This is a genomic window from Aquirufa nivalisilvae (genome assembly GCF_004307455.1).
GTDB lineage: Bacteria > Bacteroidota > Bacteroidia > Cytophagales > Spirosomataceae > Aquirufa > Aquirufa nivalisilvae.
Window position 1 is genome coordinate 63,235 of the sequence record NZ_SEWX01000002.1, and the last position, 22,882, is coordinate 86,116.

The window sequence follows — 22,882 nt, forward strand, 5'->3', positions numbered from 1 at the left end:
AGGTAGGAATTTTTGTATCTTTGTGCATCCACAAAAAGGGGTGCCCAATATTTTGGGCTGAGATTATACCCATTGAACCTGATTCGGTTAGTACCGGCGAAGGGATTTTGTCGAGTTTTTAGCGCTGAAAACTCAAAAAAATCATCGATGTAAGGGTTAATATGTTAAATCAGACAGGATTTGACTCCTTTACCTGTTGTTAAACTTTTCAAAATGAAAAAGATAACGACACAGATTATTTTAGTAGTAATGATTGCCATGATGGCTGTGCCTGTATGGGCTCAGAAAACCTTCCGTTGGGAAGGGATGGTCGTAGACCAAGAAAATTCCCAAGCTCTTTGGGGAGCAAGTATCAAGTTAAAAGATAGCCAGCGTGGTACTGTGACCGACAGTAAAGGGCACTTTGTGCTAACAAGTACTCAATCTTCTTTAAGTATTTCGATTCATTTTGTTGGTTATGAAACCCAAATCAGAGAATTAAATTCTTCTGAAAAATCGATCACTATAAAGCTGACAAAATCTTCATTTTTAAATGATGAAGTAGTTGTTAAGGCTACACGTGCCGATGAGAATTCAGCCATGGCTTATACAAATGTTGGTGCAAAGGAATTAGGGAAGTCAAATTTGGGTCAAGATATGCCTGTATTGCTCAATTTCACCCCATCCATTGTCACGACATCTGATGCGGGAGCTGGTGTAGGCTATACGGGTATTCGTATCCGTGGTTCTGATGCTACTCGAGTGAATGTGACGATCAATGGAATTCCAGTCAATGATTCCGAATCTCAAGGAACATATTGGGTTAATATGCCCGATTTTGCTAGTTCTGTGGCTTCTGTGCAGATCCAACGAGGAGTGGGAACATCCACGAATGGTGCTGGAGCTTTTGGAGGGTCGGTGAATATGCAGACCAATAGTTTTGAGAAAGATCAATATGCAGAATTGAATGCATCTGGAGGTTCATTTGGTACATTAAAAAGTACCTTGAAACTTGGAACAGGGTTATTGGGAGGAAAATGGACGATTGATGGACGATTATCTCGTGTGGTTTCCAATGGGTACTTGGATAGAGCATCCTCCAATTTACAATCCGCGTATTTGTCTGCTGCCTATTTTGGTAAGAAATCCTTTTTTCGATTGAATTATTTTATTGGAAAGGAAAAGACTTTTCAATCTTGGTATGGAACTCCAGAAAGTCGAGTAAATAATGATGTAGCTGGAATGAATGCTTATATCGAGCGAAATTGGTTGAGTGAAGCGGAAGCCAAGAATCTATTAGAGAGTGGAAGGACATATAATTACTATACCTATCCTAATCAAACAGATAATTATGCTCAAGATCATTACCAATTCTTATCCCATCATAGTTTAGGAGTTTATTGGAATTTGGATGTAAATGGACATTATACATATGGCCGAGGTTATTATGAAGAGTATAAAGCTGATGCGAGTTTGTCTAAGTATGGTCTAGATCCTATTCAAATGGGCTCAAATACATTGACTAGTACCAATTTAGTGCGAAGAAAATGGCTGGATAATGATTTTTATGGAAGCACTTTTGCATTGAATTATGATGCGAATCAAGGTTTTAAATTCACATTTGGAGGTGCTTGGAACCGTTATGTAGGTCGCCACTTCGGGGAAGTTATTTCTGGTGATAATTTGCCTAGTTCTTACTTGGGTCATCGTTGGTATCAAAGTAGATCACAGAAGACAGATTTGAATTTGTTTGTCAAAATGAATTATGCCTTGTCGACTAAGTGGCAAAGTTATTTGGACTTACAGTACCGTACTGTGGGATACAAAATGCAAGGTACCGCAGATAAAATGCAGGATATTAGCCAAATTTGGACCTATGACTTCTTTAATCCTAAATTTGGCTTGACGCATCAACTTTCTGAATCAAGTAAAATTTATGGTTCATTGGCTGTTGGTAGTAAGGAGCCTAGTCGTCAGGATTTTATTGATAACCCAGGTACGACTCCGCGATCTGAGTTTTTGACCGATTATGAATTGGGATTTGAAAGAGCGGCATCTAACTATTCATTTCAGTTGAATGCATATCGAATGCAATATCGTGATCAATTGGTATTGACAGGTGCTGTCAATAGCGTGGGAGAAGCTATTCGTACCAATGTGCCTGATAGTTATCGAATGGGAATTGAGGCAAGTTTGAACTACCGCTTATCTCGTCATTTTACGTGGCAGGCTAATGTAACTTTAAGTCAAAACAAGGTCTTGAATTTTGTTGAAAGTATTCCTGATTATGATACTTATGGCGTCAAAATCGTGAATCATGGAACTACTGATATCGCCTATTCACCATCGACCATTGCAGGCAGTCAACTGACCTATTCTTGGAAGGGTTTAGAGACAAGTTTGTTAACTAAATATGTGGGTCAACAGTATTTGGACAATACCTCGGATGAAAATAGGAAATTGAAAGCCTATTGGACACAAGATATTCGTTTGACCTATCCGATAAAGACGAGTTGGACAAAGAATTTACAAGCTAGTTTGTTGTTAAATAATGTAGCGAATACGTTGTACTCATCTAATGGATACACTTATAGTTATGTGTATGAACAAAAAGTGATTACGGAGAATTTTCAGTACCCTCAGGCAGGATTTAACTTCTTAGTTGGTCTTTCTATTCGATTGTAAGGTAATTAAACAAAAATCCCCTGCCGATTGGGTAGGGGATTTTTTATTGAGTACAGGAATTTTACTTTCCCATTAAGTCCCAAGTCCAGCCCATCTTCGCTAGACGGTAGCGTAAGGAATACCATAAAACTCCAAATCCATAGATGGAACTCCGTTTAAAATTGATGGAAGATGCTTCCTCAAAATATTTGGTCGGGCAAGTCACTTCTCCAACTTCAAAGTTTTTCCAAAATAATTGGAGCACCATTTGATTGTCGAAAATGAAATCATCGTCGCATGCTTGGAAAGGAACTGCTTCTAAAGCTTCTCTAGAAAAAGCTCGATATCCAGTATGGTATTCTGATAATTTTTGACCGATAAGAATATTTTGGTACAAGGTCAAGATACGGTTGGCGATGTATTTATATATAGGCATGCCTCCTTTTAAGGCACCTTTCCCTAAAATTCTAGAAGCAAAAACCACTGGGTACAAACCATTGCCAATGATACTAATCATTGCTTTAAGCAGCAAGGGAGTATATTGGTAGTCTGGGTGAAGCATGATGACAATGTCACCCTTTAGTTCCAAAGCTTTTGTATAACAAGTTTTTTGATTGCCCCCGTAACCCTTGTTTTTGTCGTGGCGAATCACGTGTTGGATGCCAATTTGTTTAGCGACTTCCACGGTATTGTCAGGACTGTGGTCATCGACTAAAATGACTTCATCCACCCAATCATGAGGAATTTCGTTATACGTTTTTTCGAGAGTGAGTGCGGCTTTATAGGCAGGCATCACAACAATTACCTTTTTTCCTTCGTACATAAAATGTGTGCCAAAGATTTGCGAACTTTGGACTTTGGTGCAAAATTAGATATTTATGAGCGAAACTTTGTTTTTTATTCTGTTTTCAGTGGGAGTCTTGGCAGTGATGTTGGTAGATTTAGGTGTATTTAAGACTGGGCCACAGTCAGAAGTAACATTTCGAGAGGCAGGGTTTTGGAGCGGCGCTTGGGTAGTTTTGGCCTTATTATTTTATCTTTTTTTGAGGTTTAATGGTGGGATGGTACATGGTATTCATGATGTGCCAAGTTTACAAGTTGTTCAAGAATTGTATGCTAAGCAAATTAACTTAGGTACAGGTTCATATTTGGATCAACTGGCAGTATTTCAAGAAAATATGTCTTTGGAGTTTATCACTGGATATTTGGTGGAATACTCTTTGTCTGCAGATAATGTCTTTGTCTTTATTTTGATTTTTAATTCCTTCGGGGTTCAAAAGCGCTATTATAAAAAGATCTTGGTTTGGGGTGTATTGGGAGCTATCGTATTGCGACTGATTTTTATCTTTTTAGGTGCGGCGCTTTTACAGAAGTTTGATTGGATCATTTATTTGTTTGGAGCGTTTTTGGTATACACGGGTATTAGTATCATTGTTAAAAAAGACAGTGAAGAGGAAATGGTACCAGGGCATCATCCAGTAGTAAAGATTTTGTCTAAGTATTTTAATGTATATAAACGAAATGTGATTGGCCGCTTTTTCATTCGTATGAAAACAGGCAAATTATATATAACACCCATTTTTGTGGTGGTGGTAGTTATTGCCTTTACCGATATTTTATTTGCAGTGGATTCTATTCCTGCTATTTTTTCTATTTCAAAAGACCCATACATTGTTTTCTTTTCCAATGTATTTGCCGTCATGGGATTGCGGTCTTTATTTTTCTTCTTGTCAAACTTAATGGGCCTATTCCGTTTTTTACCAATGGGTTTAGGCGTGCTATTGAGTTTTGTTGGAATCAAGATGTTAGCTCATCATTATTTGGAGCAGATAGGTTTTGGAACCTTGGCTTCTTTAGGAGTTATTATTGGAATATTGACGGTGAGTATCGTATTAAGTATGCTTTTCCCGGAGAAGAAATAATCAGTTTTTTATCAGTTTGTTGATGGGGTAATTGGAGGGAAATTGTGAAATTTGCCCAACGCTGTCAAGGTTTAAAACCTTGACAGCGTTAAAGGATTTTGGCACTTTACTGATGCCACTCTAAGGTCAATTTTCGATATTGCAGTGGAGGCATTTTCATCCATTGTTTAAACTGCTTATTGAAGTGAGAAAGGTTTCCAAAACCACTTTCAAAACAGATTTCTATCATGGGTTTCGACGTGCTTTTGAGTAGTTGACAAGCATGTTTAATTCGGAATTCAGTAACTAATTCTACAAAGGTTTTATTGGTAACTTTCTTGAAATATCGACAAAATGCGGTTTCGGTCATGTTAGCTAAATGAGCCACTTCATCCAAATGCACCTCATGGGTATAGTTGGCTATAACATAAGCATATACTCGATTAATTCTTTCTAAATCAACAGTTGATAAAGTATAACTACTTTCAATGGATTCAATAGGTTGAAGATCCGCAGTTTGAGTGCTTAAGGTATGAAGTATTTGCAGGAAGTTTAACAATCTAGGAAAAGGGGCTAAGCCTTTTAATAGGAGCATTTCTCTAGCAATTTTATCTTGAGTACTTCCTTGAATTGAAAAACCCATCTTTGCTTTCTCCAATAAAGATTTTATAGCGCTACTTTCTTTTTTATTCATAAAAGCCTCTCCCAAAAAATCAGTTGAAAAATGAATTACAAGGGCTTGAGCTGCATCTTCTTCTAAATCTTCTGTTAGCCAATCTTTTCGGTGATTTTGCCAGCAATGGGGCAAGTTTGATCCTAATAGAACCAAATCTCCTGGACTAAAGTCGCTGATTTGGTTGCCAATAAACCGTTTGCCTTCACCTGAAATAATCAGAGTTAGTTCTAGTTCGGGGTGGAAATGATAAGGAGCATCAAAACGAGCTTGCTTTACTTCCTTAATTTCAAAGGATAAAGCTTCGGTTCCTTTAACTAAATGCTCCAAACTTGCTTTCATCTTATTTTTAAATTATCAGATTGGTTGGCAAAAATATTAATCAATGGTAAAATTGCATTAATTTTTACAAATTTCACGGTAGAGTGTCGGATTCTTTTTTAGGAACTTTGAATTAAAATTTAGCTAGATGCTTAATCAGGCTTACATACTTAAGAACACAGACAAAACCTATTTTAATATGAATGGACACGTCTTTTTACCAGACGTGTTAAGTGCCGATGATCTGCAACCCTATCGGGAAGCAATCAATCGCTGGGCTAAGGATTTTCGCGTGAAGCAAAAGTCCTTAGCTGAACGCGATACTTATGGTAAGGCCTTTTTGCAGATGATGAATTTGTGGGAAGAAGATACTAAAATCAAAGAATTTACTTTAGCTAAACGTTTTGCTCAGATTGCAGCCGATTTGTTGGGTGTTGAACGGGTTAGATTGTACCATGACCAAGCTTTATTCAAAGAGCCTAAAGGTGGACTAACTCCTTGGCATCAAGATCAATATTATTGGCCTTTAAATACCAAAAATACCGTTACGATGTGGATGCCTTTAGTGGACATCGACGAAGAGATGGGAATGCTTACTTTTGCCTCTGGGACTCAAGATGTTAACTTGCCTTTGGTGAATATTTCTGATGAATCAGAGCAAATGATTAGTCAATTTGTCAAAGAAAAGAATTTCCCGATTGTCGCTGAAAAAGCAATGAAAGCTGGAGATGCAACTTTTCATAAAGGTTGGACTTTGCATTCCGCACCAGGCAATCATTCGAATAAAATGCGGGAAATAATGACCATCATTTTTATGGATGCGGACGCTAAAATCATTGAGCCTCAAAATGTTAATCAAGAAGCTGATCGTCAGCGTTGGTTACAAGGCTTAGCACCAGGGCAATATGCAGCATCAGCCTTGAATCCTATCTTGGGTTAAGGCTAAGGGCAAAATGAAAAATGCGTGTTATAGCTTTGGACAATCGCAGCCTTTTTTCTTCTTTTTGAAAAGTCCCCAAAGAAAACCTTTCTTTTTGCGATATTTAGCAGCTTTCTTTTGACTGGAACTAGAATAACTCAATTCTATTTTTGAATCTGCAACTGCGCTATGAGCTGGTAGGCTGAAAGAAAATAAGCAAAATAGAATGAGGTATTTCATTGCTTCGACAATTAATAGATTACAAACATAAGGTTTTTGACCGAAATCTCCTGCAGGTATACTTTGATTGGTTTTTAGTCAAGGTATTTTTTGAGAAGCGTGAAATAAATTCCATACTTGTAACATATTTTAGCTTTCTAAACCTTCCATACATGTGCGATACTTTTTATAGCCCTTCTCATCGGAATGTATATGGGAACTCTATCTTGGCTAAAAATTCTGATCGTGAGCCAAATGAAGCTCAACAAATCGTTCGATTTCCTGCTCAGAGCCGATTTGAAAAACGAGTGCAGGCAACTTTTATTGCCGTGGATTGCCCAGAACAAGTTCATGAAGTGATTCTTTCTAAACCTTTTCATATGTGGGGAGCAGAAATGGGAGTCAATGAACATGGAGTGGCCATAGGGAATGAGGCTGTTTTTACCAAAATTAAGTTGGCCCGAAAAAACGATGGTTTGACTGGGATGGATCTTTTGCGATTAGCTTTGGAGCAATCGAAAACGGCCAAATTGGCTTTGGAAATGATCCTTGAATACCTCGGGAAATATGGACAAGATGCTTGTGGAGGCTATCAAGATAAAGGGATGTATTATAGCAATAGCTTTTTGATAGCGGATACCCATTCTGCCTATGTATTAGAAACGGCTGGACCATTTTGGGCATATAAACAAATTCAATCATTTCATGCGATTTCCAATTTATTGACCATTGGGACGGATTTTGATCAAATACACCCAGATGCAAAAGTGTTCGCTTATCAAAAATCTTGGATAAAGGAGGACGTGCCTTTTGACTTTCAAAAGGCTTTTTCTGAACCATTCATGACCTTGATGGGGCGAGGGGCATCTAGAAAACAGCAATGTGAACTTCATGTACCCTTATCAACTACTAATAAATGGAGCATTCAAGACACTTTCAGGATTTTGAGAAGTCACCGGATCAAAGATAATTTTGAGCCTAGTCGAGGTGATATGGGTAACATTTGCTTACATGCGCAAGGGATTTTGACTCCCTCACAAACCACGGGAAGTATGGTGGTGGAGCTGCGAGATGAAGCTAATTCCAGTGTGTGGCTTACAGGATCATCGGCCCCTTGTTTATCGGTTTTTAAACCTTTTTACTTTGGGACTAATACCTTGAATACGGATATGTTTCCACAGGCTAGTCAGCGTATTGATCATTCATTTTGGTGGCAATGGGAAAAAATACATCGGAAGGCATTGACGAATTATAAATCCATTCATGCAGTTATTCAGTCATTTCAACAAGAGAAAGAGAATGAATGGTTAGAAGAAGATCAATTATTGTCAGTAAGTAAGGATGTGAAAAAGAGAGAAGAGTTAAGTCAGAAGTCCATTAAGGAATGCCTTCAGTTGGTTGAAAAATTGGAACAACAAAAAAAGAATAGCACCTTTAACATAAGGTCGTTAGCATATTCCTTGTATTGGAAATGGCAAAATAGGGTAATGAAACATGAAAGAAATTAAAACAGACATTTTGATTGTTGGAGCAGGTTATGCGGGAATTGCCGCGGCAAAAAAAATGCATGCTGCTGGAAAAGATTTCATCATCATGGAAGCTAGAGATCGGATAGGAGGTAGAACGCTGACCGAGGATTTAGCGTCAGGAGTGACGGTAGATATGGGTGCAAAGTGGGTTGGACCTACGCAACATTTGGTTTGGGAATGGATTAAGGAAACCCAAACGGATACATATGATACCTATGACCAAGGAAAGAATCTATTGAAATTTAAAGATAAAATCAGTTCATATACGGGTACAATTCCTAAAATCGATCCGATTTCATTGATTGATTTAGGAATTGCAATTAGTAAAATGAATAAGCTTTCAGAGCAAATATCCATTTCAGATCCTTGGAATCACCCAAGAGCTAAGGAATATGATGCCATGACTTTGGCGACTTGGATGGAGAAACATATTTGGACTGCCAAGGCCAAGCATTTATTTGAAATTGGAATACAAACCGTTTTTGCGGCAGAAGCTTCGGAAATTTCGCTCCTGTTTGCCTTATTTTATTTTAAATCTGGGGACAACATGGACACCTTGATATCCATTAAAAATGGAGCTCAACAAAGCATACTGAAAGGAGGCACTCAGGGTTTAGTCAAGAAAATAGCAGTCTCGTTTATGGATAAAATTCACTTAAATGAACCACTGCTAAAGTTGATCCAAAATGAAGGAGGAGTACTAGCAGAATCCCCTAATTTGAGGATTAGGGCGCAAAAATGTATTCTAGCCATACCTCCTGTATTGATCAATTCCATCGTATTTGAGCCACCTTTACCTCAACAGAAAGCTCAATTGTATCAACGTATGCCTATGGGGGCAGCCATGAAAGTGTATTTAATTTACCCGACACCTTTTTGGAGAGAATTGGGTTTTAGTGGGCAAATTGTAAGTGATGAATACCCATTAAAAGTGACCTTTGATGTGGGACATGCTGATGCAGATCAAGGTGTATTATTGGTTTTTGTGGAAGGAAATGATGCTCGAAATTTCATCGACTTAGCAGAAGATATTCGTAAGAAAATGATCATCGAACGAGTAGAGAAAATTTTTGGTCATCAGGCTTCAACGCCCATGCAATACATCGATAAATGTTGGACAGAGGAAGTTTATTCCCGTGGTTGTTATACGGGTTTAATGGGTCCTAATACCTTAACTCAATTTGGACATCAAATCAGAACGCCCTTTCAGCATGTGCATTTTGCTGGAACTGAAACCGCAGAAAAATGGAGTGGTTATTTAGATGGGGCTATCTCATCAGGATATCGGGCAGCTTCTGAAGTGTTGAAATAAATGGCTCAAGAAGCTGCCCAATAATGTTATTTTATTCTTTCTTTGAAGAAAGCTATGGCCATATTCCAAGCTTCTACTGTTGATTTTTTGTCAAAAGCTGGATTAGAAGGATTGGCAAAAGCATGTTCAGCATCAAAGCTTTTTACTTGTAGTTTTTTGCCAGCAGCTTTCATGTTGTCTTCAAATTCTGCTACCACTTTGGGAGAAATCCATTGTTCTTTACCTGCAAAAAGTCCTAGCACATCCGTATTTAAAGCTTTTAATTCATTGATATCTTTTACCGGCATTCCATAATACATCACGCAAGCAACTCCCTGTTTCCCGGCTAATATGGAAGCTTTTAAGGATAGTCCACCTCCAAAACACCAACCTACGGTAGCAATTTTAGCCTTAGGCCCTACATGTTGAATGGCCCCTTTAATAATGGCTTCTAGTCGGGCTGGATTAGCTTCTCCCATGTATTTGCCTGCATCTTCTCGAGTAGTAGCTACTTTTCCATCATACATATCAATAGCTAATACATTGACATTGCCTAAGGTGCTGTAAAAATGTTCTGCTTCCCTTTTAATGTGGTCATTTAGGCCCCACCATTCTTGAAATACGAACAAGGTATTGGTGGTGGGTTTAGCTGCTTTAATGTAAAAAGCATGGGCTTTTTGGCCATCTGGCGTGCTGAATTCAATCATTTCACCTCCAGCTTTGGAGATGTGTACATAGGGTTTTGGTAATTTATGCGAGCGTTGAAAGGCTTTATTGGAAGCCATTAATTGCATATCATCTTTTTTTAGAAAGCAGCAGGATTGTGCACTTAGTTCTTGAAAACCAGCGAGTAAGGCGAGTAAAATGGCGATTTTTTTCATGGTATTATTTGAATAAAAATTTTGAATAATTTAATCGAAAATGATGCATTTAAATTAACTTTACCTATTCTTTAAGACTGAAATATAATATGAAACACAAATTCTTCGGCTCTGTCCGAATCATGGCTAGCATCTGTCTTGCCTGCTTATTTTCGTTGTCACTTGTAGCACAAGATAAAAACGTACTCAAAGGTAAAAAGGTTTTGGTTTTTTCATCAACCAAAGGTTTTCGTCATAGTTCCATTGAACCAGGCAAAGTGGCCTTTTTGAAAATGGCTGCTGAAAAAGGCTTTTCGGTGGATACTACGGAAAATGCAGCTGCTTTTACCGAAAATAATTTAAAGAAGTACCGTGTCGTGGTATTTTTAAATACGACAGGAAATGTCTTGAATGATCCACAGCAAAACGCGTTTGAACGTTTTATTCAAGCAGGTGGGGGATATTTAGGAATCCATGCGGCTACCGATACGGAATACGATTGGCCTTGGTATGGTAAATTATCTGGAGGTTATTTTGCCTCTCATCCTGGTCGTCCGAATGTACAAGAAGGAAAGATGAATGTAGTTGATGGAAGCCATATTTCTACTTCACATATGCCAGCTAGTTTCATTCGTAAGGATGAATTTTATGACATCAAAGAATTTAATAAAGATGTTAAAGTACTAGTAACTGTAGATGAGAAAACTTACAAGGATGGTAAAATGGGTGATTTTCACCCGATGGCTTGGTACCATGAATATGATGGTGGCCGTGCATTTTATACCAACTGGGGACATACACATGAAACATTTTCAGAAGACCTAGTATTGAAACACATTTGGGGAGGATTGCAGTGGGTGGCTTCTGGGGCTGATATCAATTACAATAAAAAATTACGTACAGGAGTTCTTCCAGAAGAAAATAGGTTTACTAAGATTACCTTAGATCGTAATTTAGATGAGCCAACTGAATTGGCCGTGACGAATCAAGGGAAAATCTTTTTTGCTGAGCGTAAAGGTAAATTGAAAATGTACGATCCTAAGAAAGGTAAAACAAAGGTGGTAGCCAACTTGGATGTTTTCAATAAGTTTGAATACGGATTAATGGGGATGAATATTGATCCTAATTATGATCAAAATAAGTGGATTTATTTATTTTATTCTCCACAAACAGGTCAACCCGATACAGCACAGCATTTATCTCGTTTTACCTACGACGATTTGAAAGATACCTTATTATTGAATACAGAGAAGGTATTGCTACGTGTTCCAGTTAAGCGCACAGGATGTTGTCATACAGGAGGTTCCATTGCTTGGGATAAAGCAGGAAACTTGTTTTTATCTACAGGTGATGACACCAATCCGTTTGAGTCCAATGGATATGGTCCCATCGATAATCGTCCAGGAAGAGCTGGTTGGGATGCTCGTTCTACAAGTTCGAACACCAATGATTTAAGAGGAAAGATTATGCGTATTAAGCCTACTGCTGATGGTTCATATACTATTCCTAAGGGTAATTTGTTCCCAGAGAAAACGCCACATGCCAAAGCGGAGATCTATGTAATGGGTAACCGTAATCCTTACCGCATAGCTGTGGATCAACGTACAGGCTTTTTGTATTGGGGAGAAGTAGGTCCAGATGCAGGTGAAAATTCGCCTAAATATGGTTCAAGAGGATATGATGAGGTGAATCAAGCACGTGAAGCAGGTTATTTTGGCTGGCCTTTATTTGTAGGAAATAATCAAACATACAACCAAAGAGATTTTGTGAAAGACAGTACTTGGGCTAAGTTTAGTGTAGAGGCTCCGATCAACAATTCTCCGCACAACACGGGTTTTGCTCATTTGCCTACACCTCAAAAAGCCTTTATTTTCTATCCATACGTGGACTCTCCAGACTTTGGTCCGGTTATAGGAAAAGGATCTAGAAATGCCATGGCAGGGCCTGTGTATTATTCTGAAGATTTTCCAGCCAATTCTAAAACTAAGTTCCCTTCATATTATGATGGAAAATTGTTTGCCTATGATTGGGCTAGAGATATCATTTACACGGTAAGTATGAAGCAAAATGGAGATTTTGATTCCATGGAGCGCTTCCTACCTTCGGTGAAGTTTTCTCACCCGATTGACATGCAATTTGCCCAAGATGGTACATTCTATGGTTTAGAATATGGTCCAAACTGGTTTGCTCAAAATGAGGAGGCAACTTTATACAAAATTGAATATAACGGCGGGAATCGCCCTCCTAAAGTGGAAATTGCGGCAGATAAAAAAGTAGGAGCATCTCCATTGAAGGTGAAATTCTCATCAGAAGGTACTTTGGATTATGACGGTGATGCTGTTAAATATGCTTGGTCATTTGGTGATGGACAAACTAGTACCTTGGCTAATCCTACCATTACTTACACTAAATCAGGTGTATTTAAAGCGGTATTGAAGGTTAAAGATGCAAAAGGTAATGTCAGTTCAGCTGAGACGATCATTAAGGTTGGAAATGAAATTCCAAAAGTGGATGTGAGTATTGAAGGTAATAAATCATTCTATTGGAATGACAAACCCGTAAAATACCAAGTGAAGGTAGAAGATAAGGAAGATGGTTCTTTAAGCAACAAGAAAATTGCAGAAGAGGACGTGGTTTTGAATATCAACTACTTACAAGGATTTGATAAAACCTTAATTGAGCAAGGACACCAAAGCAATACTTCTTTCTCTAATGGAAAGCGTTTGATCGAATTATCTGATTGTAAAACTTGTCATGCTGTTGAGAAGAAGTCCATTGGACCATCTTATACTGAAGTAAGCAAGAAATACCGCGCTTCTACAGCTAATATTGATATGTTAGCGAAGAAAGTTATCAGTGGTGGTGGAGGAGTTTGGGGAGAACAAGTAATGGCTGCTCACCCACAAATAAAATCAGATGACGCTAAAGAAATGGTTCGTTATATCTTAAGTTTATCTGATACCAAGAAAACATCTAAACCATTGAAAGGGGAATATGTGACCAATGATAGTGGTAAACCAGGTACGTTCTTGTTTGTAGCAAGCTATACAGATAAAGGAGGTTCTAAAGTAGGTTCGGCTACAGGCCAACAAGTGATTACTTTGCGTAATTCACGTGTGGCGGCTGCTTCAGCTGACCAAACTTCTAAAACCATGAAATATAAAATTGATGGGGTTGGCGAGTTATTGGTAGCTACAGCTGATAAAGGTTATGCCAATTTTGGTGTGATTGATTTAACAGGAATTAAGTCGATCCAAGTTTCTTCTTTTGTGATGCCAGGTCAAACAGCTGGTGGTAAATTAGAATTGAGATCAGGAAGTCCAACTGGTACGCTTTTAGGTTCGATCGATATTAATACGACAGGACAAGCTAGTATGCCAGTGAATGTATCGGGTTCTCAGAACTTATATTTTGTCTTCTCTAATCCTAATGCAGGTGATAAACCATTGTATGGATTGAAGGAAATCTATTTTGAGAATTAGGATAGTATCATCCATAAAAAAGGCTCCGAAAGGAGCCTTTTTTATTACCATTTAGTACGAATGTAGAGGTTTTCTACTTTTTGTCGGGCCCAAGGAGTTTTTCTCAAAAAAGTCAATGAAGATTTGATGCTTGGATTGATGGCAAAGCAATTAATGCGAATTCTTCGTGCCAGTTCATCCCAGCCATAACGCTCCACCAATTGCTCCATGATGAAGGCTAAGGTTTTGCCATGCAAAGGGTCATTGGATACTTGTTCTTCGCTCATTGTGGATGATTTAAGCGCGTTCGGATAATTCCAGCCAACGCATTTCTTTTTCCTCTAAACTATTCTTTAATCGCTCAATTTCCGCTGCCCAAGCCGTTAAGTCTTGAAAGTCGTCTGAACCTTTACTTAGGCGCTCAATCAGTGCTTCTTTTTGCCCTTCCATCACGGCCATTTCTTTTTCTATTTCTTCCAATTCTTTCGCTTCTTTAAAACTTAGTTTCGCTCCTTTGGAAGCAGGTTTATTTTCTACTGCTACTACAGGATTTTTTTTCTCCGCAACAGGTTCTTTTTCTTTATTTTCAAGAGCTATTCGATAATCTGTATAGTTACCATTGAAAAAATTAACTTCACCTTCACCTTCCACTAAAATTAGTTGATCGACTAAATTATCCATGAAGTAACGGTCGTGGGAAACGAGTAACAAACAACCTTGGAACTCACTTAAGAAGTCTTCTAATAGCTGTAAGGTATCTAAATCCAAATCATTGGTAGGCTCATCCAGAATCAAGAAATTCGGATTCTTGACCAATACTTGCATGAGTTGTAGCCTTTTTTTCTCTCCTCCTGATAGTTTTTCTACGGGAGTATATTGTTGGGCGGTAGGAAATAAAAACTTGCTTAAGAACTGACTAGGTGTCAAAGATTCATTTTTTCCATAAGGAATCACTTCGGCAATTTCTGTAATGGTATCAATGACGCGTTGTTCTGGCTTAAATTCAAAAGGTAATTGGGTATAATAGCCAATTACTAGCGTTTCTCCGGGATCGATTGTGCCCGCATCTGGTTGTTCTAACCCAGTTAATAATTGAAGGAAGGTAGTTTTTCCTGCCCCGTTTTTCCCAACGATACCAATACGATCTTTTTTCTTGAAGGTATAGGTGAAATCATTGACAATTTTTTTCTCTCCCCAGGCTTTCTTTAAGTGATTGATTTCAATGATTTTATTGCCCAAGCGTGACATCTGGATGTTTAATTCCAGTTTGCTGTCATCTGTTTTACGATGAGCTACTTCTTCCGTCTCTGCAAAAGCATCAATACGTGATTGGGCTTTGGTACCACGAGCTTTAGGCTGTCTTCTCATCCACTCTAGTTCCTTGCGATACAAGTTTTTAGCTTTGGAAATGGTACTTGCTTCGGAAGCTTCACGTTCTGCTTTTTTCTCTAGGAAATAAGCATAATTGCCTTCATAGGTATAGATGGAGCCATTGCTTAACTCCAACATTTTATTACATACTTTATCTAAGAAATATCGATCGTGAGATACCACTAATACCGTGACGTTCGGACCCGAAAGAATGCCTTCTAGCCACTCAATGGTTTCTATATCCAAGTGGTTGGTAGGCTCATCCAGAATCATGATATCTGGACTTTCTATCAATAATTTGGCCAAAGAAAGGCGTTTCTTTTGACCACCAGAAAGCGTACTTACTTTTTGGTCTCCGTCGGGAATTCCAAGTCGAGTAATGATTTGTTTAGCTCTAGCTTCATAATCCCAGGCATTGTTAGCTTCCATGAGCGCAAAAGAATCTTCTAGCTCTTTAGCATCTCCTGAAATCATCGCCTTTTCATAGGCTTTGATGGCTTGTGCACTGGGGAGATCATCTGAAAAAAGGTAGTTCAGTACCTCCTCATTTTCCTGAAAAATCGGATTTTGAGGAAGATATCCCACACGTATGCCTTTGCGGATAGTTACTTTACCTTCATCTGGGCTTTGGAGACCCATGAGGGTTTCCATGAGGGTAGTTTTACCCGTACCATTTTTTCCAATGAGGGATACTTTCTCTCCTTTTTGTAGGCCAAAGAACAGGTTTTTAAAGACCCATCTTTCACCCAAATTGCGAGAAATATTTTCCGCGGATAGGTAATTCATGTTTGCTAATTAGGAATTCGATTCGAGCGCTTCTTCTCTCATTTTTCTGCGCAATACTCTTCCTGAAACGATGATACTGATTTCATAGAGGCCAAAGAGAGGGAAGGCCACCAATAATTGAGAAATCACATCGGGGGAAGGGGTGATGATAGCCGCAACTAACAAAATCACGATTAATGCATGTTTTCTGTATTCTCTCATGAAAGAAGGCGTTAAAATGCCTACTTGAGAAAGCACAAAAGCAATCATCGGTAATTGGAAAGTAAGGCCGCAAGCCAAAGTCAACATGGACAATAAGGAGATGTAGTCGTTAATGTCAAATTGATTTTGGATACTAGGATCTAATTTGAAATTTGCCAAGAAATTGATGGCCATGGGTGCAACCACAAAATAGCCAAATGATACCCCAATAAAAAACAAAAGTGAAACCCAGAATACGGCTCCACGAGCTGCTTTTTGTTCTTTTTCTTTCAAGCCTGGACGAATAAATCTCCAGATTTCATAAAAGGCATAAGGAAAGGCAAATAAAAGACCGACAATGATTGACTGGGTTAATGCCATCATGAACTGACCTGATACTTCTCTACTTTGAAGGATGAAATCAGCTGCCTGCATACACAAGCTGGTCATTCCGGTTAATTCGGCTAAACGACATAGGACTTGATTGGTGTAGAAATCTACTTTGGTTGGCCCCATAATGATGATACCAAAGATTTCATTTCTGAAAATCCATGCCATGATGGTGAATATCACAATAGAAGCTAAGGAGCGAATGATGTGCCACCTTAATTCTTCTAAATGATCCATAAACGACATTTCCGTGCCGTCCTTATCTTCATCCTGGTCCTCGTCGTCCCAATCCTGATCTAATGCCATGTTTTTCTTTTATAAATAAAGTGGGAATTGCTTCATCCACTGATTTACTTCTGTTTTTACTTGAGCCAATACAGTCTCATTTTCGTGGTTCATCAAAGCGCGATCAACTAAATCTACGATTTGTTCCATCTCTGTTTCTTTCAAACCACGTGTTGTCATAGCGGCTGTTCCCACACGCATACCTGAAGTGACAAATGGGGATTTATCATCAAACGGAACCATGTTTTTATTGATGGTAATGTCGGACTTAATCAAGGTGTTTTCTGCTAACTTACCAGTTAATCCTTTAGGACGTAAGTCGATCAACATCAAGTGATTATCTGTACCTCCTGAAATGATATCATATCCTTTAGCTAAAAAGGCTTTTGCCATCGCTTGAGCATTGCTTTGCACTTGTTTTGCGTATGTTTCAAATGTTGGAGTCAAAGCTTCACCAAATGCGATTGCTTTAGCCGCAATGACATGTTCTAATGGACCACCCTGAGTTCCAGGGAAAACAGCTCCGTCCAAACATGCTGACATTGTTTTAAGGTCTCCTTTCAATGTTTTGAATCCAAAAGGGTTTTCAAAATCATTTCCCATCATGATCAAACCTCCACGTGGTCCACGCAAGGTTTTGTGGGTGGTAGTAGTAACAATATGGCAATGTTGCATCGGGTTATTCAATAAACCTTTAGCAATCAATGCAGATGGGTGTGAAATATCAGCTAATAAGATAGCACCAACTTGGTCCGCAATAGCTCTTAAGCGAGCGTAATCCCAATCACGAGAATATGCAGAGGCACCACAAATGATTAATCTTGGTTTTTCTTTGGCAGCAGTAGCTTCTACTTTATCCCAATCAATTAAACCCGTTTCTTTTTCTACTCCGTAAAAAAATGCTTGAAAGTATTTTCCAGAAAAGTTAACTGGCGAACCATGGGATAAGTGACCACCATGCGATAGGTCAAAACCTAAAATCTTGTCGCCAGGATTTAAAAATGATAAAAATACGGCTGCATTTGCTTGTGCACCTGAGTGAGGTTGTACGTTAGCCCAAGCTGCTCCAAATAATTTTTTGGCACGCTCAATAGCTAAAGTTTCTACTTCATCTACTACCTCGCAACCACCATAATAACGTTTTCCAGGAAGTCCTTCTGCATATTTGTTCGTCAAAACGCTACCTTGAGCCTCCATAACTTGAGGAGACGTGAAGTTTTCAGATGCGATTAACTCGATACCGAATTCCTGACGGTGTGCTTCTTGACTAATCAATGAAAAAATTTCGTTATCGCGCTGTTGTGGGAATGTGCTTGCAGCCATGGATATGTATTGTTCGTATTTACGTGAGAATGGGCACAAAATTACGTTTTTTTATCCGAATAGAAAAACCAATTGATCGCCTTTTCCGTTCTATAGATTTGTCATAGATATCCACTAAATTGTTTAATTTTGAAAATTAATTCACTCCCACGAACTAGTTGTATACCAAACAGCGTTTGGTAATGAAAATATTGAAATATGAAATATAAATTACTCATCTTAAGCTTCTTCCTTTTTGTGCTTAGTCCGGTGCTTGCGCAGAAGTTGACACCTGCCAAATGGTCTTGGGCATTAGAACCAGCGAAACCCGCGGTAGGCCAAGAAGCAGAAATTGTATTTCAAGTGAAAATTGAAAAAGGTTGGTACTTATATTCCTCCGATTTTGATAAAGATTTAGGACCTGTGGTAACCACCGTTACTATTAAAAATCCAGTTGGTTTTGAATTAGTGGGAGGATTAAAGGCGATTAATCCGCATTCCAAATTCGACAAAGAGATTTGGAACGGAACATATACCTACTTCACAGAAAAGGGAGAGTTCAGACAAAAAATCAAAATAACAGCTGAAAATTGGAAGATTGAAGGAAATTATGATTCTCAAACTTGTTCCAATGAAAGTGGACTTTGTGTTCCCATCAAGGGACCCTTCGTGATAGCCAGTTCTGCTAGCGCCTCGGATGTATTGACAGACGAAGCAAAAAAAAAAATCCCTGAATCAGTAGTTACTACTAGTGCATCTCCAGTTGCACCTAATGAATCGTTATGGCAATTTTTTTGGATAGCCATGGGTGCTGGGCTTTTAGCTTTATTGACACCTTGTGTTTATCCACTGATTCCTATGACGGTGAGTTTTTTCACCAAACAAAAAGGAGGGAAAGGTTTAGCCTTTTTATATGGTTCCTTCATTGTATTGATTTACGTGTTCTTTGGGACTCTGTTAGCCTTTTTTGCAGGAGCAAGTTTTGCCAATTTTTTAAGTACACACTGGATTCCTAATCTCTTATTTTTTGTCATATTCATCTTTTTTGGGATATCTTTTTTAGGGGCATTCGAAATCGTATTACCTTCTGGAATAGTTAATTCTGTGGATGCGAAATCGGATAAAGGAGGGATTATTGGTGTGTTTTTTATGGCCTTTACCTTAGTATTGGTATCGTTTTCATGTACCGGACCATTGGCTGGGAGTATATTGATTGCGGCCTCTCAAGGTGCTTTTGTAAAGCCTATCATTGGAATGTTGGGTTTTTCTTTAGCCTTTGCTATTCCTTTTACCTTATTTGCTATTTTCCCAGGATTCATGCAGAAATTGCCTAAGTCAGGTAATTGGATGAATGAAGTGAAAGTGGTTTTAGGATTTTTAGAAATAGCCTTAGCCTTTAAATTTTTAAGTGTAGCAGATCAAGTGTATCACTGGCATTTATTAGACAGAGAAATATTCTTGGCGATTTGGATTGCTATTTTTAGTGCTTTAACCTTGTATTTATTTGGTAAAATTTCTTTGCCACATGACGGGCCTGCTGGGAAGTTATCTATTCCGAGAACCTTATTTGCCACGGCTATTTTGGCATTTGTTGTCTACTTAATTCCAGGAATGTTTGGGGCCCCACTGAAAGGTTTATCTGGATGGTTGCCACCCATGAGTAGTCAAGATTTTAAAGGAAACTCAGGTGAAGTTAGTATTAAACCAGGCTCTACAGGCGTGGTTAAATATGGCGATTTTTTAGAGTTGCCTTTGGGACTTACAGGCTTTTTTGATTACCAAGAAGCTAAGGCTTATGCAGTTCAAGTAGGGAAACCTTTGTTCATAGATTTTACAGGCCATGGATGTGTGAACTGTCGGAAGATGGAGGAATATGTTTGGTCAGACCCTAAAGTCTTGAAACGCTTGCAAGAGGAATACGTGATTGTAGCTTTGTATTGTGATGACAAGACTGAGTTGCCAGCAGATCAATGGTATGTTTCTAAAGTAGATGGGCAGGAAAAGAAAACGCTAGGAGACCAAAATTTGGATTTTCAGATTAGTCGATTTAACTCCAATGCTCAGCCACATTATGTTTTATTGGATCCTCGTAAAGAGGGTGCACCTATGGTAACTCCAGTGGCATTTGATGCCAATGTCGATCATTTTGTAGCGTTTTTGGATAAAGGTGTACGTCAATATAAATTGAACTAAAGATGGATTGGTCTTCATATTCGGCTGTTATGGCCGCTACTGCCATCAAGTTCATTGCTGGTCCTATTACAGGTTTCAGTTTAGGTCTAAGTTGGATGGAAACGATACTTTTCACCTGGTTAGGCATGATGATTACCGTCAGTTTCATGATTAGCCTAGGTCAATGGTTGGTCAAGTACATCGCTCAGTGGCGTCATCAAAAACCATTGGTATTTAGTAAACGTGCTCGAATGGCGGTCAAAATATGGACGAAATTCGGCATTAAAGGTATTGCAGCTTGTACCCCCTTATTTTTAACACCGATTGGCGGAAGTTTATTGGCCCTTTCTTTTAAAGTGCCACTTCCCCGAATTTTGTTTTTTATGGCTATTTCTGCCTTTTTATGGGCAAGTATCTATACTGCCTTGATTTACCAATTAGATTTTATTCGCGATTATTTCATGGATAAATAAAAAGCCCCCAAATTTTGGAGGCTTTAATATCATTGAATAGAGAGTTAAACTCGATTATTTTTTGGCGCTGTATAATTTAGCACGTAGCTCATTGGCTTTAACTTCTAACTCAGGTTTAGCTGTGTAAGTTTGTTTCGTTTGAGCAGCAGCACTATCCGGATGAACACCGTATACATAGGTATCGCCTTGACGAACATCTTTTTGTTTAATTCGATTGTTTTTTTGGTAATCGCATGAGCTCGCTAAAGCAACAACAAGAAGGGCAGGCAATAAACTTTTCAATTTCATATAGTTGTGTAAAAAATCCGATGCAAAAATAAGTCCAAAATTGGTACAAAAAAAATTTCTTTAAATAAGCAGCTTAGCTTTCTTCTAAATTTTTGATTTTTTCAGCTAAAAAGCTCATTAATTCAGCAATGTAGGCTTTGCTAAAATTGAATTCAATGCCAGCCGCAGCATAAATCGTTTTCATAGGTTCTGTATAGCCTAATTCCAGCGCTTGTAAATATTGCTCCAATGCTTGTTTAGGTTGACGGCAATAATTTCTCCAAACGGCTAATGCACCCAATTGAGCGATGGCATATTCGATGTAGTAAAAAGGTACTTCAAATAAGTGTAATTGCTTTTGCCAGATATTGGTTTTAATCTCTTCTAAACCAGACCAGTCTGTGATTTTGTCGGAGAAGCGGGCAATAATTTCCAACCAGGCAGCATCTCGTTCAGCTTGGCTATGAGTTGGGTTTTCATAAATCCAGTGTTGAAAGGCATCGATAGTCGCCACCCAAGGTAACGTTTCTAAAATGTCCTCTAAGTGCTTGATTTTAGCTCTTTTTGCTTCTTCTGGATTTGGGAAATAGATATCCCAATGATCAATGGTGAGCAGTTCCATACTCATTGAGGCCAATTCGGCTACTTCTGAAGGAACATTTCTAAAAGCATTTAAAGCTAAATCTTTCGTTACAATGGAATGTACGGCATGTCCGCCTTCATGTAATAAGGTGACCATATCCCGCACTTGACCTGCGGCATTCATGAAAATAAAAGGGAATCCGCTTTCTTCCAGTGGGTAATTATATCCACCTGGGTTTTTCCCTTTTCTAGAATCTAAATCAAAACGGTTCAATTTGACCATTTCTTTTAGACAATTTCCTAAGAATGGGTCTAATTCATCAAATACTTGGATGGTTTTAGTCAATAAGTCATCCGCCGTAGTAAATGGCACTAGAGGTTTTCTTCCCCATGGATCCACAGCTTTATCCCAAGGTTTTAGGGCATCAATTTGAAGAACCTCTTTTCTTTTGGTAGCTTGCTGGTTGACCATGGGCACTACGGTTTGAGCCACAGCTTCATGAAATTCAAAACAATCTGCAGCGGTATAATCAAAACGGCCTAAGCTTGCAAAAGAGTAATCTCTAAAATTATCAAACCCAGCATTTTGAGCCACTTGATGCCTACGTTCAATTAATTTGTTGAATAGTTCGTTCAATTCATTTTTAATGCTCAGTCGTTTATTGGCAACCAGTAAATAGACCTCTTGGCGCTTATTTCGATCGGTCGATTCCAAATAGGCATTGGCCTGCTGAAGCGTTTTTTCTTGCCCGTCAATTTCCACCATCAATCCGCCAGTTAATGCACCGTATTCAGTGGATAAATTGGATAGCTCAGTATAAAGTGGAATGTTTTCTTCCCGAAATATTTCAATGGCTTTTTTCATGCCACGAAGCATAATGCCATATCCATGTGCAGGTAATTGATCGGTATAACCTGATTCAACTACTTTTTTATTCCAAGCATCTTCATAAATAGACGCGTTGGGCATGATATCGTTGACAAACTGCTGGTAACTTTTTTGAAGCTCTTCATTTTGATTGTCGCATGACATTTTGATATATCTCCAAGCAAAATTCTCGGATAAATAACTTTCAAGTTCAGAGCGACTGATACAAAATTGTTGTAATTCTTCTAGGTTTTGAATGCTCAAAGAGCTTAGCTTTTCAAAATAGGGTAATACACTTTCCCAAGTACTTAATTGGAAATCAGAAGGAAGGAAACTTCTTTTGGGCGCTTCTACGCTGATCTTTCTACTCATGCGATTAATTTTTTACA

At 38.5% G+C, this 22,882-nt stretch carries 17 protein-coding genes and 1 riboswitch; of the genes, 8 read left to right on the forward strand and 9 right to left on the reverse strand.

Translation table 11 applies throughout. The annotated features are described in order from the left end of the window. The first annotated feature begins 26 nt into the window (after positions 1 to 26). A riboswitch (TPP riboswitch) is annotated at positions 27 to 122 on the forward strand. Positions 123 to 213: 91 nt separating this feature from the next. Then, positions 214 to 2,664, forward strand: a complete 2,451-nt coding sequence (locus tag EWU22_RS03680; protein ID WP_130924474.1) for a TonB-dependent receptor — start codon at positions 214 to 216, stop codon at positions 2,662 to 2,664. Positions 2,665 to 2,725: 61 nt separating this feature from the next. On the opposite strand, the gene EWU22_RS03685 is transcribed toward EWU22_RS03680, so the two are convergent. Further along, entirely contained in the window at positions 2,726 to 3,466 is a 741-nt protein-coding gene (locus EWU22_RS03685; RefSeq protein WP_109322012.1) for a glycosyltransferase family 2 protein, read from the reverse strand. Positions 3,467 to 3,515: 49 nt separating this feature from the next. On the opposite strand from EWU22_RS03685, the gene EWU22_RS03690 reads away from it, so the two are divergent. Beyond that, on the forward strand, positions 3,516 to 4,565 hold the full coding sequence (locus EWU22_RS03690) for a TerC/Alx family metal homeostasis membrane protein (protein ID WP_109322013.1): 1,050 nt from the start codon (positions 3,516 to 3,518) through the stop codon (positions 4,563 to 4,565). A 106-nt stretch (positions 4,566 to 4,671) separates the two neighbouring features. On the opposite strand, the gene EWU22_RS03695 is transcribed toward EWU22_RS03690, so the two are convergent. Beyond that, positions 4,672 to 5,559, reverse strand: a complete 888-nt coding sequence (locus EWU22_RS03695; RefSeq protein ID WP_130924475.1) for an AraC family transcriptional regulator — start codon at positions 5,557 to 5,559, stop codon at positions 4,672 to 4,674. A gap of 178 nt (positions 5,560 to 5,737) precedes the next feature. Here EWU22_RS03695 and EWU22_RS03700 point away from each other — a divergent pair, with 178 nt between their 5' ends. The 3 genes from EWU22_RS03700 (at position 5,738) to EWU22_RS03710 (ending at position 9,517) form a co-directional block, all read left to right on the forward strand. Next, on the forward strand, positions 5,738 to 6,478 hold the full coding sequence (locus EWU22_RS03700) for a phytanoyl-CoA dioxygenase family protein (protein ID WP_231962695.1): 741 nt from the start codon (positions 5,738 to 5,740) through the stop codon (positions 6,476 to 6,478). 371 nt (positions 6,479 to 6,849) lie between these two features. Next, positions 6,850 to 8,184 carry a C69 family dipeptidase gene (locus EWU22_RS03705; RefSeq protein ID WP_130924477.1) on the forward strand — a complete coding sequence of 445 codons (1,335 nt, stop codon included), beginning with the start codon at positions 6,850 to 6,852 and terminating at the stop codon, positions 8,182 to 8,184. Beyond that, positions 8,171 to 9,517: a flavin monoamine oxidase family protein gene (locus EWU22_RS03710; protein ID WP_130924478.1), complete on the forward strand. Its 1,347-nt coding sequence runs from the start codon at positions 8,171 to 8,173 to the stop codon at positions 9,515 to 9,517. The genes EWU22_RS03705 and EWU22_RS03710 overlap by 14 nt, the downstream gene beginning before the upstream one ends. A gap of 26 nt (positions 9,518 to 9,543) precedes the next feature. Here the strand turns inward: EWU22_RS03710 and EWU22_RS03715 are convergent, their stop codons facing one another. After that, entirely contained in the window at positions 9,544 to 10,377 is an 834-nt protein-coding gene (locus tag EWU22_RS03715; protein WP_130924479.1) for a dienelactone hydrolase family protein, read from the reverse strand. Positions 10,378 to 10,466: 89 nt separating this feature from the next. On the opposite strand from EWU22_RS03715, the gene EWU22_RS03720 reads away from it, so the two are divergent. After that, positions 10,467 to 13,838, forward strand: a complete 3,372-nt coding sequence (locus tag EWU22_RS03720) for a ThuA domain-containing protein (protein WP_130924480.1) — start codon at positions 10,467 to 10,469, stop codon at positions 13,836 to 13,838. Positions 13,839 to 13,882: 44 nt separating this feature from the next. Here EWU22_RS03720 and EWU22_RS03725 read toward each other — a convergent pair whose 3' ends face one another. From EWU22_RS03725 to EWU22_RS03740, 4 genes are read right to left on the reverse strand one after another with little or no spacing between them, the layout of a single operon-like run. Then, positions 13,883 to 14,104, reverse strand: coding sequence for a VF530 family protein (locus tag EWU22_RS03725; RefSeq protein ID WP_130924481.1), 222 nt, complete (start codon positions 14,102 to 14,104; stop codon positions 13,883 to 13,885). A gap of 10 nt (positions 14,105 to 14,114) precedes the next feature. Further along, the gene (locus EWU22_RS03730; RefSeq protein WP_130924482.1) at positions 14,115 to 15,974 is read right to left on the reverse strand and encodes an ABC-F family ATP-binding cassette domain-containing protein; all 1,860 of its coding nucleotides are present in this window, start codon (positions 15,972 to 15,974) and stop codon (positions 14,115 to 14,117) included. A 9-nt stretch (positions 15,975 to 15,983) separates the two neighbouring features. Further along, positions 15,984 to 16,850: a twin-arginine translocase subunit TatC gene (tatC, locus tag EWU22_RS03735; protein ID WP_109322023.1), complete on the reverse strand. Its 867-nt coding sequence runs from the start codon at positions 16,848 to 16,850 to the stop codon at positions 15,984 to 15,986. A 9-nt stretch (positions 16,851 to 16,859) separates the two neighbouring features. Further along, on the reverse strand, positions 16,860 to 18,152 hold the full coding sequence (locus EWU22_RS03740) for a serine hydroxymethyltransferase (RefSeq protein ID WP_130924483.1): 1,293 nt from the start codon (positions 18,150 to 18,152) through the stop codon (positions 16,860 to 16,862). Positions 18,153 to 18,350: 198 nt separating this feature from the next. On the opposite strand from EWU22_RS03740, the gene EWU22_RS03745 reads away from it, so the two are divergent. Then, a complete protein-coding gene (locus EWU22_RS03745; RefSeq protein ID WP_130924484.1) occupies positions 18,351 to 20,324 on the forward strand; it encodes a protein-disulfide reductase DsbD family protein in 1,974 nt (657 codons plus the stop codon). Positions 20,325 to 20,326: 2 nt separating this feature from the next. Beyond that, entirely contained in the window at positions 20,327 to 20,776 is a 450-nt protein-coding gene (locus tag EWU22_RS03750; RefSeq protein ID WP_130924485.1) for a hypothetical protein, read from the forward strand. Between the two features lie 54 nt (positions 20,777 to 20,830). Here EWU22_RS03750 and EWU22_RS03755 read toward each other — a convergent pair whose 3' ends face one another. Both EWU22_RS03755 and EWU22_RS03760 read right to left on the reverse strand, forming a co-directional pair. Then, on the reverse strand, positions 20,831 to 21,064 hold the full coding sequence (locus EWU22_RS03755) for a hypothetical protein (RefSeq protein WP_109322027.1): 234 nt from the start codon (positions 21,062 to 21,064) through the stop codon (positions 20,831 to 20,833). A gap of 73 nt (positions 21,065 to 21,137) precedes the next feature. After that, a complete protein-coding gene (locus tag EWU22_RS03760; RefSeq protein ID WP_130924486.1) occupies positions 21,138 to 22,865 on the reverse strand; it encodes a M3 family oligoendopeptidase in 1,728 nt (575 codons plus the stop codon). Positions 22,866 to 22,882 lie beyond the last annotated feature (17 nt).